This window comes from Desulfolutivibrio sulfodismutans DSM 3696, from assembly GCF_013376455.1.
GTDB lineage: Bacteria > Desulfobacterota > Desulfovibrionia > Desulfovibrionales > Desulfovibrionaceae > Desulfolutivibrio > Desulfolutivibrio sulfodismutans.
Map to the genome: position 1 here is coordinate 1925477 of NZ_CP045504.1, position 13690 is coordinate 1939166.

Below are 13690 nucleotides of genomic sequence, written 5' to 3' on the forward strand. Positions count from 1 at the left end.
TCCCCCGGCTCTTTCGCCAACCATGCCCGTCCCGGATCGCATAAAAAGCCTGCTCTCCACCCTGCTCGTGCCGCCCGCCCTCCTCTATGGGCTCGGCATGCGGCTGGCCAGACGCCTCGCCACCCCCGTCCACCCGGGCCTTCCCTGCGTGGGCGTGGGCGGCATGCAGCCCGGCCTGCCCGGGACGGTGCTGGTCACCTCCTGGCTTCTGGGCTGGGCGGACCACCACGGCCTGCGTACCTCCGTGGTCACCCCTCCCTTGCGGGCCGGACGCGACCCCCAGACCATGCGGGCTACCCCCGGGGCCGACCCCGGGGTGATCGACGCCCAGGCCATCGCCCTGTCCATGTACGCCCCCCGGGCGGCGGTGCTCTGCGACCCGGACCCCAGACGCGCCGTGGAATCGGCCATCGGGGCCTTCCGGCCGGATCTGCTGATCGCCCACGACGGCCTGTCCCGACCCTCCCCAGCCAGGAACCTCCAGATCATGGTCCTTGGCCAGGACGACCTGACCACGGGCTTTGGCCGCCCCATTCCGGCCGGGCGATGGCGCGAGGACGCCTCGGCCCTGCGCCGGGCGGACATGTTCGTGGTCTACATGACGCCGGGTCGCTTCGCCGAGCAGTCCGGGCTCATCGAAAAACGCCTGTCCCGCTACGGCAGGCCCGTGGCCAGCGTCAGCCCCCGGGCCTGGCGGCTGCGGCAGGTCGCGGGCCGCCAGACGGCCCAGGATTTCGCCGGGGAGCCGTATCTGCTGGTGACCACCGAATCCGAGCGCCGCACCACGCCCGAGGCCCTGTCCGCGCTTTTGCCCGGGCCGCGCCTGTCGGTCATCTTTCCCGACGGCCACCGCTTCACGGTCCAGGAATTGCGCCAGGTGCTCGCCGACGCCACGCGCCTCAAGTGCCCCAGGGTGGTCTGCCCGCCTGTCACCGCCATCCGCCTGGCCTCGCGTCTGGCCGCCCTGGACGGCGGCGATGCGGTCACCCTGTGGACCTACGACCCCGACGTGGTCTTCGGGCCGTCCCTGTCCGGGGGCGAAAGCTTCCGCGACTGGTGGCAGGCGGCCTGGGAGCGGATCACAGGCCCCACGCCCCCCGAACCGGAATACCCCGCACAAAAAGACGCGCCGGAAGCCGAATAACGGCCCCCGGCGCATTGTTTCGTTTCTTTCCTGCACCCCGGCCTGCCGTGGCGCGCCCAGCAACGACACTTCCCTTCAGCGGGCAAACCTCCGGACAGAAGCGCCCTGCCCGGGGCCGCCGCCCTATTCCATGGACAACGAGGCCAGGGGCTCGCCGTAGTAGGCCTTGCGGTACAACTCCTTGATCTCAACGACCAGCGGATAGCGCGGATTGCCGCCGGTGCACTGGTCGTCGAAGGCCAGTTCCGACATCTCGTCCAGCTTCTCCAGGAACTCGTCCTCGGCAATCCCGGCCTCGCGCAGGGATTTGGGGATGTTCAGGTCGGCCTTGAGGGCCTCCACGGCCGCAACCAGCCGGGCCACCTTGCGGTCCCGGTCGTCGCCGCAGCCTTCCGTCAGGCCCAGCGAGTCCGCGATGCGCGCGTAACGCCCCTTGACGAAGGGATAGCGGTACTGAGGCATGAGCCCCTGCTTGGTGGGGTTGTCCGTGGCGTTGTATTCGATGACGTAGGACAGAAGCAGGGCGTTGGCCAGACCGTGGGGCACGTGGAACATGGCCCCCAGCTTGTGGGCCATGGAGTGGCACACGCCGAGAAAGGCGTTGGCGAAGGCCAGACCGGCAATGGTTGCGCTGTAGTGCATCTTCTCCCGGGCCATGACGTTTTTACGTCCCTCGTGGTAGGAGGCGCGCAGGTATTTGAAAACCAGACGGATGGCCTCCAGGGCGTTGCCGTCGCTGAAGTTGGTGGCGAACACCGAGGTGAAGGCCTCGATGCCATGGGTCAGGACGTCCAGCCCCGAATAGGCGGTCAATCCCTTGGGCATGTCCATGACGAACTCCGGGTCCACGATGGCCATGTCCGGGGTCAGGGCGTAGTCCGCGATGGGATATTTCATGCCCGTTACGTCGTCGGTGATGACCGTAAACGGCGTGACCTCGGAGCCCGTACCCGAGGTGGTGGGGATGGCCACCATGATCGCCTTTTTCCCCATGTCCGGGAAGGCGCAGATGCGCTTGCGGATATCCATGAAGCGCATGGCGATTTCCTCGAACTTGAGGTCGGGATGCTCGTACATGAGCCACATGATCTTGGCCGCGTCCATGGGCGAACCGCCGCCGAGCGAGATGAACACGTCGGGCTGGAAGGAACGGATGGAGTCCAGGGCCGCGTAGGTGCCCGCGAGGTCCGGGTCGGGCTTGACCTCGCTGAAGACGCGGTACTGGATGCCGAGCTTTTCCAGGATGGAGGTCACGGTGGTCACATGCCCCATGGCCTCCATGGTCTTGTCCGTGACGACAAAGGCCCGTTTCCTGGTCTTGATTTCCTCCAGCCCAAGGCGCACCGCGCCCATCTTGAAATAGATCTTGGGCGGCACCCTGAACCACAGCATGTTTTCCCGCCTCTCGGCCACGGTTTTGACGTTCATCAGATGCTTCACCCCGATGTTTTCGCTCACGGAATTGCCGCCCCAGGAGCCGCAGCCAAGGGTCAGGGAGGGGGCCAGCCGGAAGTTGTAGACGTCGCCGATGGCCCCCTGGGACGAGGGCATGTTGATCAGGGTGCGGCCCGTGGTCAAAACCCGCTGAAAGAGCCGGATGCGATCCGCGTTGGTCTCGTTGGTGTAGAGCACCGAGGTGTGCCCGGCCCCGCCCAGGACGATCAACTCCTGGGCCATGTCCACGGCCTGCGTAAACGTCTTGGCCCGGTAGAAACCCAGAACCGGGGAGAGCTTTTCATGGGCGAAGGGATCGGCGGCGTCGATGGCCTCGCGCTCGGCGATGAGGATCTTCACCGCCGGGTCCACGGCAAAGCCGGCCATTTCGGCGATTTTTGCCGCCGACTGGCCCACGATGGCCGCATTGAGATGGCCGTCCGTGAAGATGGTCGCGGCCAGGGCGGCGCGCTGCTCTTCGCTGACGAACAGGCAGCCGCGCAGCACGAACTCGGCCTTGACCGCCTCGGCCACGCCCTCCTCCACGATCACCGACTGTTCCGAGGCGCAGATCATGCCGTTGTCGAAGGTCTTGCTCATGATCACCGAGCTGACCGACATCTTGATGTTGGCCGTGGTGTCGATGACCACCGGGGTGTTGCCCGCGCCCACGCCGATGGCCGGTTTGCCCGAGCTGTAGGCGGCGTGGACCATGCCGGGTCCGCCCGTGGCCAGGATCAGGTTCACCCCGGGGTGCTGCATGAGCAGTCGGCTGCGGTCGGCCGTGGGTTCGTCGATCCAGCCGATGATGTGTTCCGGGGCCCCGGCGGCCACGGCGGCCTCGAGGATGATCCGGGCGGCCTCGTTGGTGGAGCGCCAGGCCCGGGGATGGGGCGAAAAGATGATGCCGTTTCGGGTCTTGAGCGCCAGAAGCGACTTGAAGATGGCTGTGGAGGTGGGGTTGGTGGTGGGGATGATCCCGGCGATGATCCCGATGGGCGCGGCCACCTCGCGGTAGCCGTAGGCCGGGTCTTCCTCAATGACGCCGCAGGTTTTGACGTCTTTGTATTTGTTGTAGATGTATTCCGAGGCAAAGTGGTTTTTAATCACCTTGTCCTCGAAAATGCCCATGCCCGTCTCCGTGACCGCCAGCTTGGACAGCGGGATGCGGTTGGCGGCCGCCGCTGCGGCAGCGGCGTGGAACACGGCATCCACCCGGGCCTGGTCGAATTCGGCATAAAGGTGCTGGGCGGCACGGACCCGGGCCACGAGTTCGTCGATGTAGTCCTTGCTCATGAGCTCCCCATCCGGCCCTTGGGCCGGTGCGCGCATCGCTTGCATGGTTGTGTTTGCCAGGATTTGACGTTCACGACACGACCTTCCGCCAAGCCGCCCGGCACGGTGGCCCGCCTGGACGCCGCCTGTGGGACAAGACGCGATCCGGGAAACGTTCCAGTCTGTGTAGGCAACCATTGTTGCCGTCGTGAGTCAAGCCCGTCGTTATGCAAAAAATGACAGAAGAAGGGAGCGGAAAACGCTTTGTCGGGGAGTCTGCGTCAGGAGGACCAGGACGCGCCGCTGCGGCGGGGACCGGCGCAGAATCGCATGGCCAGTTCGTAGGCCAGATTGACGTCCTTCATGACCTCTTCGTCGCCGCCCAGGTCGGGGTGGAACATGCGGGCCATGCCCCGGTAGGCGTTTTTGATCTCCACGGGGGTGCAGGGATAGTCCAGGCACAGGATGTCGTAAGCGCACTTGAGGTTCATGCCCGAGTTGCGCGCGGCCTGGCGGCCGCGTTCCTGGCGCTCATCGTTATAGCGATGGCGGGAGGCGCCGTCGGGACGCACGTTTTCGCGGCGGGTGTCGTAGGCGTTGGAACTGTGGGAGGTACGGGATTGCCCGGGCCGCGAGGTCTGGCCAAAGCCCTCCCGCTGCCGCGATTGTCCGGCGGCTGTCCGGCCGTAGGGACCGGCGCCCGCCTGGCCGGCCTGGCCTGAAGCCCCGGCCGGGCCTGAGGCTGCGGACGGCCCGGTTCGGGCGGACTGGCCAGCCTGTCCCGTGGCGCTGAAATTTCCGGCCGTGTTCGACTTCCCGGAAAATCCGAAACGCGGGCCTCCGGGTTGGGAGCGACCGGCTGTCCCGTTGCTTCCGGCAGGGTCGGGTCCGGTTCCGGCTGTGGATCCGGCCGTCGCGCCGGGCCCCCGGCCGCCGGTGAACGTCCGATAGGGCGAACCCTTGCGTCCGGCGTCCCCGGTCTGGGCCCCGCCCCGGGACTGGCCAAAGGCCCCGGCGTTGCCGCCAGGCGCGGAGGCGCCCTGCTCGCGCGTAAAATCCTGCGGACGTCCGGCGCGTTGCCCTGTGGCGTCGCCCGCCGTGGCCTCCTGCCCGGGGGAGGTCCGCTCGAAGCGGGTGTGCCCCGGCCGGGGCCGCGCGGTTTTGGAATCCTGGGGGCGCGCCCCGAACCCGGTCGGGGAGGTCCGTGTGGTCCGGAAACCGCTCTTGGGACCGGGTTTTTCCGACCGCGTCCCGCTGCGGGCAAAATTTTTATATCCGACCCGGGCGGCGCGAAGATTCCGCAGAACCCCTTGCAGGTGATCCAGAATCTCCTGCAAAATGGTCTTGGTATGGCATAACTGTTTTTCCAGGGCCACCCAGTCGGTGGACGAAGCGGGGCCTCCCCGGGTGCGGCCGGAATCGGCCCTGGCCTGGGAGGAGTGCATGGACATCTCGGTCAGTTCCCCGACCCGCAGGTCTGGCCGGAACCGCCGGGCGACAAAGAAAAACGCCCCCTGAGACGGGTGTGTCCCGGGAGCGTCGGCCGTGCGCGGAAGTGCTGTTTCATTTCGTTTGATCAATCCAGGTTTTCACGGCCATTACCCAATTCGCAATGAAATGGCAAGCGGCCCCGGCAGGAGCCCCGGGGAGGGGCGTCCCCTGGTCACGGGCCTCTGGGTGATGACAGGCGATGCCGTTTTGGTGTAGGAATCCGGACGTCGCCCCTTCGGCGCCCTCGGCATCCGACGAATCCGCGACAAACGCCACCAGCGAAAGGACCATCCATGAAGCCCACCGACGCCGAAGTCGCCAAACCTTTTGTCGAAGCCACAAAGCATGTCCTGTCCATGATGGCCCAGCTCGACCCCTCCGCAGGCAAGCCCTATGTCAAAAAGGGCAGTTCCGCCACCGGGGATGTCTCGGCCGTGGTCGGCGTGACCGGCGACAAGCATGGCAGCATCTCCTTAAGCTTTTCCAAGAAATGCGCCATCGCCGTTGTCAAAAACATGCTTGGCGACGACATCGTGGACATCATCCAGGACGCCAAGGACGCCGTGGGCGAGGTGACCAACATGATCTCCGGCCAGGCCCGGGCGGGCCTCAGCCAGTTGGGGCTCAACCTGCAAGCCTCCACGCCCACGGTGATTTTCGGCGACAACCACACCATAAGCCACGTCTCCAGCGGCCCGGTCATCGCCATCCCCTTCTCCACGGAGTTCGGGGACTTCACGCTGGAATTCTGCTTCGAATAGCCCCGGGGACCGGCATCTCACCTCGAAGCGCACCCGCCCCGGGCGCATACCCAACCTGCGGCCGCCGGGCGGCACTTTCCGCGCTTCGTGAAGGCCGACGCACCGTGACACGACATCCGCTCCGACTTTTCACCTGCCTGCTGATTCCCTGCATCCTGGCCATGCTTGGCGCCGGGGCCATGGCCCAGATCGCCCCGGACCTCCCGGCCGCGTCCTCTCTTCTGCCGCCGGGACAAAACGCCGCGCCCAAGGCCGTCCCCGTGGTGCTGGAAACCTCGCTTTTCACCCTGCCGCCCGGCCCTGACGGGGGACGGCTGGCCGTTTTGCTGTTCACCCCGGCCCCGGGCTGGCACGCCTACGGGCACATGCCCGGCGACACCGGCCAGCCCGCCTCGGCCTCCCTGCGCCTTCTGCCCGCAAACGTCCCGCTGCCGGCCTATTTTCCCGAAGGACGCCAAAAGCCCGACCTCTTCGAGCCCGAAAAGACCGCCAACATCCACGATACCCCTACCCGGGTCTTCGTCCCCCTGCCGCCGGACGCCGCAAAGGGATCGCGCTTGGCCGGAACCCTGAACCTGTTTTTATGTTCCGCCACGAGCTGCTGGCCCGCCGCCCTGCCCGTGGATATGCCCCTGGACACGGCGACGGCCCCGCCTTCGGCTGAAACCCAGCCCTGGTGGCCGGAATTGGACGCCGCCAAGGCCGCCACGGCCAAGGTCGCGGCCATGGCCCAGGCAGCACCGGATGCGCCCACGGAGGCCCTCGCCCCGGCCCCTGCGGCGGCCACGGATACGACCGGGGAGTCCCCCGCCGCCCCGGCCCTGACCCCGCGCTCCCACACCCCCTCCCTGGAGGTGGCCGGGCTTGTGAAGGCGGCCCTTCTGGCCTTTCTGGCCGGGTTCATCCTCAACTTCATGCCCTGCGTGCTGCCGGTGGTCAGCCTGAAACTGAGCAGCCTTTTGGCCGTGTGCGGCCACGAAAACGCCGCCGCCCGGCACCGCATCCTGCGCGAGCACAACCTCTTTTTCGCCCTGGGGGTCATGGTCTACTTTCTGGCCCTGAGCCTGTTTCTCTGGCTGGCCGGGATGGCCTGGGGGCAGATCTTTCAGTCCACGGCCCTGACGCTGACCCTGACCGTGGTCCTTTTCGCCCTGACCATGAGCCTTTTCGGGGTGTTCCACCTGCCGGTGATCGACCTGAAGATGCCGGGCAAGGCCGCAGGGGATTCCCGCACCGGCGCGTTTCTGACCGGCGTGCTGGCCACGCTTCTGGCCACGCCGTGCAGCGGGCCGTTTCTGGGCGGCGTTCTGGCCTGGACGCTGCTGCAACCCCTGGCCACGGTCATGGCCGTGTTCACCTGCCTGGGGCTGGGCATGGCCCTGCCCTACATCCTTTTCGCCATCTGGCCGCAACTGGCCCGGTTCATGCCCCGGCCCGGAAACTGGATGGTGTCGCTGGAACAGGGGATGGGGTTCTTGCTGGCCGCCTCCTGCATCTATTTCCTGACCATCCTGCCCGCAGACAGGCTCGTGCCCGCGCTTTTGGCCCTGTGGACCACGGCCCTGGCCGCCTGGATCTGGGGCCGGTTCACCAACCTGTCCCAGTCCGGGCTGCACCGGTTCGTGGTGCGCGGGGCGGCGGTGCTCCTGGTGGTCGCCGTCACGGCCTTCGCCGCCGCCGACCGGGAACCGCCGCGTCTGGAATGGACGGCCTGGACCCCGGCCGAATTCGCGGCCCGGCACGGCCGGGAGAACCTTTTGGTGACCTTCACCGCCGACTGGTGCCCCACCTGCAAGCTTTTGGAGCGCACGGTGCTGGTCCCGGACACCCTGGGACCGCTGGTGGAAAAATACGGCCTGACGCTCATGAAGGCCGACCTGACCAGCCAGTCCCCCGAGGCCATGGCCCTGCTGGCCGCCCTGGGCAGCCGCTCCATCCCCCTGACCGCGCTCTTCCCGGCCGGGGCAGGGGCCTCGGCCCCTGTCGTGCTGCGCGACCTGTACACCGGCGCGGCCCTGGTCGAGGCCATGGACGAGGCCTTCGACGCCGCCACGCCGACCGAGGCGAAAAAACCGTCGCCCTAAGCCCCGCCTCCTGCGGAGAGAAGCCCTCGTCTTTCGACGGCGGGGGCATGGCCTTTCCCGCCGCCACAATCGAGATCGACGCCGTCGGCCTTTTCCGCCGACCGCGTTCCGGCAGCCCCCGATCAGCCCTCCCCCGTGGGCTCCTCATGGGTCAGGCAGTGCACCGCGCCGAAGCCCCAGGCCAGCTCTACGGCGTGAACGCCGTGTACGGCGCGGCTGGGAAAGCAGTCGGCCACAATCGACAGGGCCTTGCGGTCGCCCGGATCGTTGAAGGTGGGAACCAGCACCACGTGGTTGCCGATGTAGAAATTGGCGTAGCTGGCCGGGAGCCGCACCCCTTTGTAGACCAGGGGGGCGGGCATGGGCAGGTCGATGACCGTCAAATGCGCCCCGGACGCCAGCCGCGCCCCGAAAAGCCGTTCCCGGTTCTCCGCCAGGACGCGGTGGTTGACGTCGGACGGGTTGTCCTCGCGGCACAAGACCACCGTGTCCGGCCCCACGAAGCGGCAAAAATCGTCCACATGGCCGTGGGTGTCGTCCCCGGCGATGCCCCGACCCAGCCAGATGGTGTTTTCCACGCCAAGATGCGCGGCAAAGACCGCTTCATAGTCCGCACGCCTAAGGCCGGGATTGCGCACCTGGGTCGTCTGGTCCAGGAGGCATTCCTGCGTGGCTAAAAGGTCGCCCCGGCCGTTGCCGTCCACGGCCCCACCCTCCAGCACCACATGACGCCCCGCGATGGTCGGTTCCTCCACGGCAAGCCCCAGGTGTCCGGCCACCACGGGAGCGGCGGCGAGGTCTTTTCGATGGTTGGGATATTTGCCCCAGCCGTTGAAGGCGAAGCGTACGGCGGTCAGGGGCGTAGCCGGTGCGTTCGACGTCCGCACGAAAAAGGGCAGGATGTCCCGGGTCCAGTTGCGGTCCAGGTCCATGGGGACGAACTCGACGTGCGACATGTCCGCGCCCGAATCCATGAGCATGCGGACGGCCTCGGCCCGGCGGCCGTCGCTTACGACGAAAAGCCGCACGGTCTGGGAGCGGGACAAAAGGCGGATCATCTCCACAAAGGCCCATTTGACGGCGGCGAACTTGCCCGGCCAGTCGTTTGGGTTGTGGGGCCAGCCGAGCCAGACCGCGCGTTGCGGGTCGAATTCGGCGGGCAGGCGTTTGGCGTTGGTCATGGCGTTCTCTCGTCATCCAAAAATGAAAGGGCGTGTTGGTTTGGTTGGTTGGCCGGGCGTCGGGGAGGGGCCGCAGGCCCCTCCCCGACGCTCCTCTACAGCGGCCGCACCGCCACGCGGCTACCGGCCTCCAGCCCTTCGCAGGCGGCGTCGATGGCCACCAGGCCGTCGGCGTCGAGGAGGGTCTTGAGCAGTCCCGAGCGTCCGAGCACGGGATGCGCCAGGGGGATGTCGCCGCCGACGTATTCCAGGCGCACCCGGACGTGGTCTTCGCGGCCCGGTTTCGAGGCCAGATTGCGGGCCAGGGTGGCCGGAAAGGTGAAGGGTTTGCGGGTGAGCGCGTGAGGGTCGCCCATGAGGCGTTCGACCAGGGGTTTGCCGAAAAGGGTCATGACCACCTGGGCGGAGGTGACCTGTCCGGGCAATCCGATGACGGGTTTGAGCCCCACGCGGGCCAGAATGGTGGGTTTGCCGGGGCTTACGGCCACGCCGTGGGCCAGGATCTCCGAATCGTGCAGGGCGGCCAGGGCGGCCAGGGTGAAGTCGCGCGCGCCCACGGAGCTGCCGCCGGACACGAGCACGGCGTCGCTGTCGGCCACGGCCAGGGCCAGGGCGGCGTGAATGGCCTGCTGGTCGTCGGGCACAAGCCCAAGCGCAACGGGCTTGGCCCCGAAATCGCGCAACAGGGCGCACAGGGCATGGGTGTTGACGTCGCGGATGCCCCCCGGCGGCGGCGTGGCATGGATGGGCGTCAGTTCGTCGCCGGTGGACAGGACGGCCACCCGGGGCCGGGCGCCGACGGCTGGGCAGGTAACCCCCAGGGCGGCCAGAAGGCCGATCTCCTGGGCGCGCAACCGGCGTCCGGCGGGCAGGGCCACGACGCCGACGCGGGCGTCGTCGCCTCGGTGCATGACATGGTCGCCCGGGGCCGCGAACTTGCGAAACTCCACAACGCCCGCGCCCATGTCAAAGGTATGCTCGACCATGACCACGGCGTCGGCCCCTTCGGGGAGCATGCCGCCGGTGACGATGCGGGCGCAGGTTCCCGGAGGCAGGGGAGCGGAAGGGATGACGCCGATGGGCACGTCCATGGCGCAGTCCAGGTAGGCGGGGTTGGCCTCCCCGGCCCCGAAGACGTCGGCGGCGCGCACGGCATAGCCGTCCATGGCCGCGCGGGAACGCGGCGGCACGTCCTCGGCGGCCACCACGTCCCGGGCCAGAAATCGCCCCCGGGCGGCGTCGAGCTCCACGGTTTCGGCGGCAAGCGGCGGGAACTGGCCCAGAAGCTCCAGAAACCGGGCCGGGGAGACGACGCGGAAAAAATCTTTGTTCATGGGAAGATCCCTGTGGGCTGTGGCCTGTGCAGCAGATCCGCGACATGAGCCAGGGCCTTTTCGATCTGGGGGGCGCTGGCGAAGCGCCGGGCGTTGTCCTGGCAGATTTTCGAAGGCACGCCAAGGGCCTCGCGCACGGCCCCGGGCAGTTCATCCGGAACGGTAAACAACACGCCGCCCCGGCCCAGGGTTTCCCGGCAGGCCCCCCGATCCAGGGCGGCCACGGGAATGCCGTTTACGTTGGCCTCCACGATGACCCGGCCGAAGGTTTCCTCGAACAGGGAGGCCACCACCAGGCAGGCCGTATGGGCATAGATGGGCCGCATGTCCGAGGCGTACCCAACATGCCGCACGGTGTTGCAGGCCGCCAACCGCGTTTCCCGGCCCGGCTCGAGGGGGCCGCAGATCAGGCAGGGACGTCCCAGCCGGGGGGCCTGCTCCAAAAAGAGGTCCACCCCTTTATGAGCCAGACCACTGGCCAGGGTGATGAACATCCGGGGCGACGCGCTCGGGACGGATGCCGCAAGATAGTCCTGTTCCTCAATGATCGGAAAAACCACCTCGGCCCGGATGCCGGAGAGTTCGCGCAGACGTCGTTTCATGTAGACGCTGTTGGCCACCACCATGTCGGCCCGCTTCAGGGCGGACAGGTTGGCGGCGTAGTCGATGCTGCAGCCTTCGAAACACGCCTGGGGGGCATAGCCGATCAGATCCACCACGAACAGGCAGGTGCGCAGATTCCGGGCGAAGGCGCACTCCAGCACCTCCGTGCTGCCCCAGCCCTGGGTGATGACCAGGTCCGGGCGCGTCCAGTCCATGAGCTTTGCGGCCTCGGCCGCGAAATCCCGCACGACGCTGGCGAAAAAGGGCTCGCCGTCCACGGTGTGGGGCTGCCCGCCCGGCCGCAGCGCATTGACCGAGGTCACGTCGTATCCGGCCCGGGCCAGGGCCCGCAACAGGGGGACCATGCTCAGGCTGGCCCCGCCCACGGCCGGGAACAGATCCCGGGCGGCGAAGAGCAGGCGTCCTTGTGCGGGTCTGGCCATGATCCTCCCGGATATCAGGAAGGCGGCGTGCGGCCAAGCAGCAGATGGGCGCACAGGGCCGCGCCGAAAAGCCCCATGTCGTGACGCCGGGCCAGGGACACCGGAATCGTGGATAAAAAACCGGCCATGGAGGGTGAATCGACGAATTCCTGGGCAAAACGCGGATGTGTGACCAGGAAAGGATTTTTGGCGGCCACGCCGCCGCTCAGGTACATCCCGCCCCCGGCCAGGACCGTCAGGGCATAATCCCGGGCCGCGCGGCCATAGAAGCCCGCAAACCAGGCCACGGTTTCGCTCTCCGGGGTGAGTTCCGCCGCCACCTCGGCCGGGGACAGGTCACGGCCGGTCAGGTAGCGGTGGACGAGCGACAGGCCAAGCCCCGACAGCACCACGTCGCCCCGGGGGTAGGGTTCGCCCGTGACCTCGGCCACAAGCCGTAGATAGTCCTGTTCCTCGCGGCGAAAAAAGCGTGAGGCATGGCCGCCCTCGGCCGAAAGCACCTGATGCCCGCCGCCCGCCAGGGGCACCAGGGCGGCCATGCCGAGCCCGGTACCCGCGCCCATGACCCCGCGCACCTTGCCCGGGTTGAAGTAGCCGGGCAGGATTGACAGGGACTGTTCCGCGAGCGGCGTACGAAAGGCCTGGGCCTGGGCCGCAAAATCGTTGACCAGGGCTGCATTTTTGAGCCCGAAGCGCGGGCCGTCGCGATCCAGGTCCATGTCCCAGGCGATGTTGGCGAAGGTGCAGTGCTGCGCCGAGGCCGTGCCCATGACGCCCACCGGCCCGGACATGGGGCCGGGAACGGCGAAGACCGCCGCGTCGGCATCGGCTGGTCGCAAGGGGAAATCAGCCCCGCCCAGGGCCGCCAGCATATCCGCAAAACACACCGCTTCGCGGGTGGACAGCCAAAGATTATGAGCCTGTTCGATGCGCCCGTCAGGATACGACAGGAAATGGCCGAAACGGCTGTTGGTGCCGCCGATGTCTGCGGCCAGAAGGTGCCTGACGCCGCCGTCCTTCTCCACCGTCATGTCGCCTCCCTGTTGCGGACGCCAACGGCCCGCCAAAAAACGATATCCGGCCTTGATGCCGCACGCGATTGCGGATACCTCAAGGCCGCCGCCCGAAAGCATGCCCGGCGGCCATGGATGCGTCATGACCGATTCGTGGCGGTCATGCTAACACAGCGCCATCGGAAAGAAAAACCCGGGAAAAGGCCCGACCATGACCGATATCCCCGCCTTTTTCGCCGCCGGAGCGGCGCTCGGGGCCAGCGCCGGGTTCTCCCCGGGGCCCCTTTTGACCCTGGTCATGGCCCAGACCCTGGCCCATGGGCCGCGCGAGGGCGTCAAGGTGGCCATGGCCCCCTTGCTCACCGACATCCCCATGCTCGCGGCATCCCTTTTGGCCCTGTCCTTCGTACAGGACCGCCCCGCCATCCTGGGCGCGCTGTCCCTGGCCGGGGCCGCCGTGGTGGCGTTCTACGGCTGGGAATGCCTGCGCGCCCGGCCCCTCTCCCTGCCGGATATCCGCGTCGCGCCTGGGTCGCTCAAAAAAGGCGTCATCGCCAACTTTTTAAATCCCCACCCCTATGTCTTCTGGGCCACCGTGGGCGCGCCTGCCACCCTGGCCGCAGCCCGCTCCCCGGGAGGCCTCGCCGCCGCAGCCGCGTTCCTCGGCGGCTTCTACCTGTGCCTGGTGGGGGCCAAGGTCTGCGCGGCGCTTGTGACCGGCCGCTTCCGCGCCTTTCTGGGCAGCCGGGGCTACGCCCTGCTCATGCGGCTTCTGGGGCTGGCCCTTTTCGCCTTCGCCGCGCTTTTCGTGCGCGACGCCGGGCAGTTCTTCGGACTCGTCCCCTGACCCCGCGCCAAGCGTTCCCCTGCGCCTTCCGCCAGCCTTGAGCTATGCCGTGAATGGCCATATAACATCACCCATTCGTA

Annotated in this window: 10 protein-coding genes; 4 read left to right on the forward strand and 6 right to left on the reverse strand. The window is 67.6% G+C overall.

The annotated features are described in order from the left end of the window. The first annotated feature begins 22 nt into the window (after nucleotides 1–22). The gene (locus GD606_RS09165) at nucleotides 23–1144 is read left to right on the forward strand and encodes a tetraacyldisaccharide 4'-kinase (protein ID WP_163301212.1); all 1122 of its coding nucleotides are present in this window, start codon (nucleotides 23–25) and stop codon (nucleotides 1142–1144) included. A gap of 123 nt (nucleotides 1145–1267) precedes the next feature. On the opposite strand, the gene adhE is transcribed toward GD606_RS09165, so the two are convergent. Further along, entirely contained in the window at nucleotides 1268–3874 is a 2607-nt protein-coding gene (gene adhE / locus GD606_RS09170) for a bifunctional acetaldehyde-CoA/alcohol dehydrogenase (protein WP_163301211.1), read from the reverse strand. A gap of 260 nt (nucleotides 3875–4134) precedes the next feature. Further along, entirely contained in the window at nucleotides 4135–5298 is a 1164-nt protein-coding gene (locus GD606_RS09175; RefSeq protein ID WP_163301210.1) for a DnaJ domain-containing protein, read from the reverse strand. Nucleotides 5299–5637: 339 nt separating this feature from the next. Between GD606_RS09175 and GD606_RS09180 the strand changes: the two genes are divergently transcribed. After that, the gene (locus GD606_RS09180) at nucleotides 5638–6105 is read left to right on the forward strand and encodes a chemotaxis protein CheX (protein WP_163301209.1); all 468 of its coding nucleotides are present in this window, start codon (nucleotides 5638–5640) and stop codon (nucleotides 6103–6105) included. A gap of 104 nt (nucleotides 6106–6209) precedes the next feature. Then, the gene (locus tag GD606_RS09185) at nucleotides 6210–8189 is read left to right on the forward strand and encodes a protein-disulfide reductase DsbD family protein (RefSeq protein ID WP_176629261.1); all 1980 of its coding nucleotides are present in this window, start codon (nucleotides 6210–6212) and stop codon (nucleotides 8187–8189) included. Nucleotides 8190–8311: 122 nt separating this feature from the next. On the opposite strand, the gene GD606_RS09190 is transcribed toward GD606_RS09185, so the two are convergent. The 4 genes from GD606_RS09190 to GD606_RS09205 all read right to left on the reverse strand — a co-directional run bounded on the left by GD606_RS09190 (nucleotide 8312) and on the right by GD606_RS09205 (nucleotide 12781). Then, nucleotides 8312–9370, reverse strand: coding sequence for an agmatine deiminase family protein (locus GD606_RS09190; RefSeq protein ID WP_163303830.1), 1059 nt, complete (start codon nucleotides 9368–9370; stop codon nucleotides 8312–8314). A gap of 95 nt (nucleotides 9371–9465) precedes the next feature. After that, a complete protein-coding gene (locus GD606_RS09195; protein ID WP_163303829.1) occupies nucleotides 9466–10704 on the reverse strand; it encodes a molybdopterin molybdotransferase MoeA in 1239 nt (412 codons plus the stop codon). Continuing rightward, a complete protein-coding gene (locus tag GD606_RS09200; protein WP_163303828.1) occupies nucleotides 10701–11750 on the reverse strand; it encodes a glycosyltransferase family 4 protein in 1050 nt (349 codons plus the stop codon). The genes GD606_RS09195 and GD606_RS09200 overlap by 4 nt, the downstream gene beginning before the upstream one ends. A gap of 14 nt (nucleotides 11751–11764) precedes the next feature. Further along, nucleotides 11765–12781 carry a glucokinase gene (locus GD606_RS09205; protein WP_163303827.1) on the reverse strand — a complete coding sequence of 339 codons (1017 nt, stop codon included), beginning with the start codon at nucleotides 12779–12781 and terminating at the stop codon, nucleotides 11765–11767. 193 nt (nucleotides 12782–12974) lie between these two features. On the opposite strand from GD606_RS09205, the gene GD606_RS09210 reads away from it, so the two are divergent. Beyond that, nucleotides 12975–13610, forward strand: coding sequence for a LysE family transporter (locus GD606_RS09210; protein WP_163303826.1), 636 nt, complete (start codon nucleotides 12975–12977; stop codon nucleotides 13608–13610). Nucleotides 13611–13690: the final 80 nt, after the last annotated feature.

What these genes read in the sequence shown, in the direction of transcription:
- GD606_RS09165 (WP_163301212.1), top strand. Translation starts at nt 23, where the DNA reads ATGCCCGTCCCGGATCGCATAAAAAGCCTGCTCTCCACCCTGCTCGTG.
- adhE (WP_163301211.1), bottom strand. Translation starts at nt 3,874, where the DNA reads ATGAGCAAGGACTACATCGACGAACTCGTGGCCCGGGTCCGTGCCGCC.
- GD606_RS09175 (WP_163301210.1), bottom strand. Translation starts at nt 5,298, where the DNA reads ATGCACTCCTCCCAGGCCAGGGCCGATTCCGGCCGCACCCGGGGAGGC.
- GD606_RS09180 (WP_163301209.1), top strand. Translation starts at nt 5,638, where the DNA reads ATGAAGCCCACCGACGCCGAAGTCGCCAAACCTTTTGTCGAAGCCACA.
- GD606_RS09190 (WP_163303830.1), bottom strand. Translation starts at nt 9,370, where the DNA reads ATGACCAACGCCAAACGCCTGCCCGCCGAATTCGACCCGCAACGCGCG.
- GD606_RS09195 (WP_163303829.1), bottom strand. Translation starts at nt 10,704, where the DNA reads ATGAACAAAGATTTTTTCCGCGTCGTCTCCCCGGCCCGGTTTCTGGAG.
- GD606_RS09200 (WP_163303828.1), bottom strand. Translation starts at nt 11,750, where the DNA reads ATGGCCAGACCCGCACAAGGACGCCTGCTCTTCGCCGCCCGGGATCTG.
- GD606_RS09205 (WP_163303827.1), bottom strand. Translation starts at nt 12,781, where the DNA reads ATGACGGTGGAGAAGGACGGCGGCGTCAGGCACCTTCTGGCCGCAGAC.
- GD606_RS09210 (WP_163303826.1), top strand. Translation starts at nt 12,975, where the DNA reads ATGACCGATATCCCCGCCTTTTTCGCCGCCGGAGCGGCGCTCGGGGCC.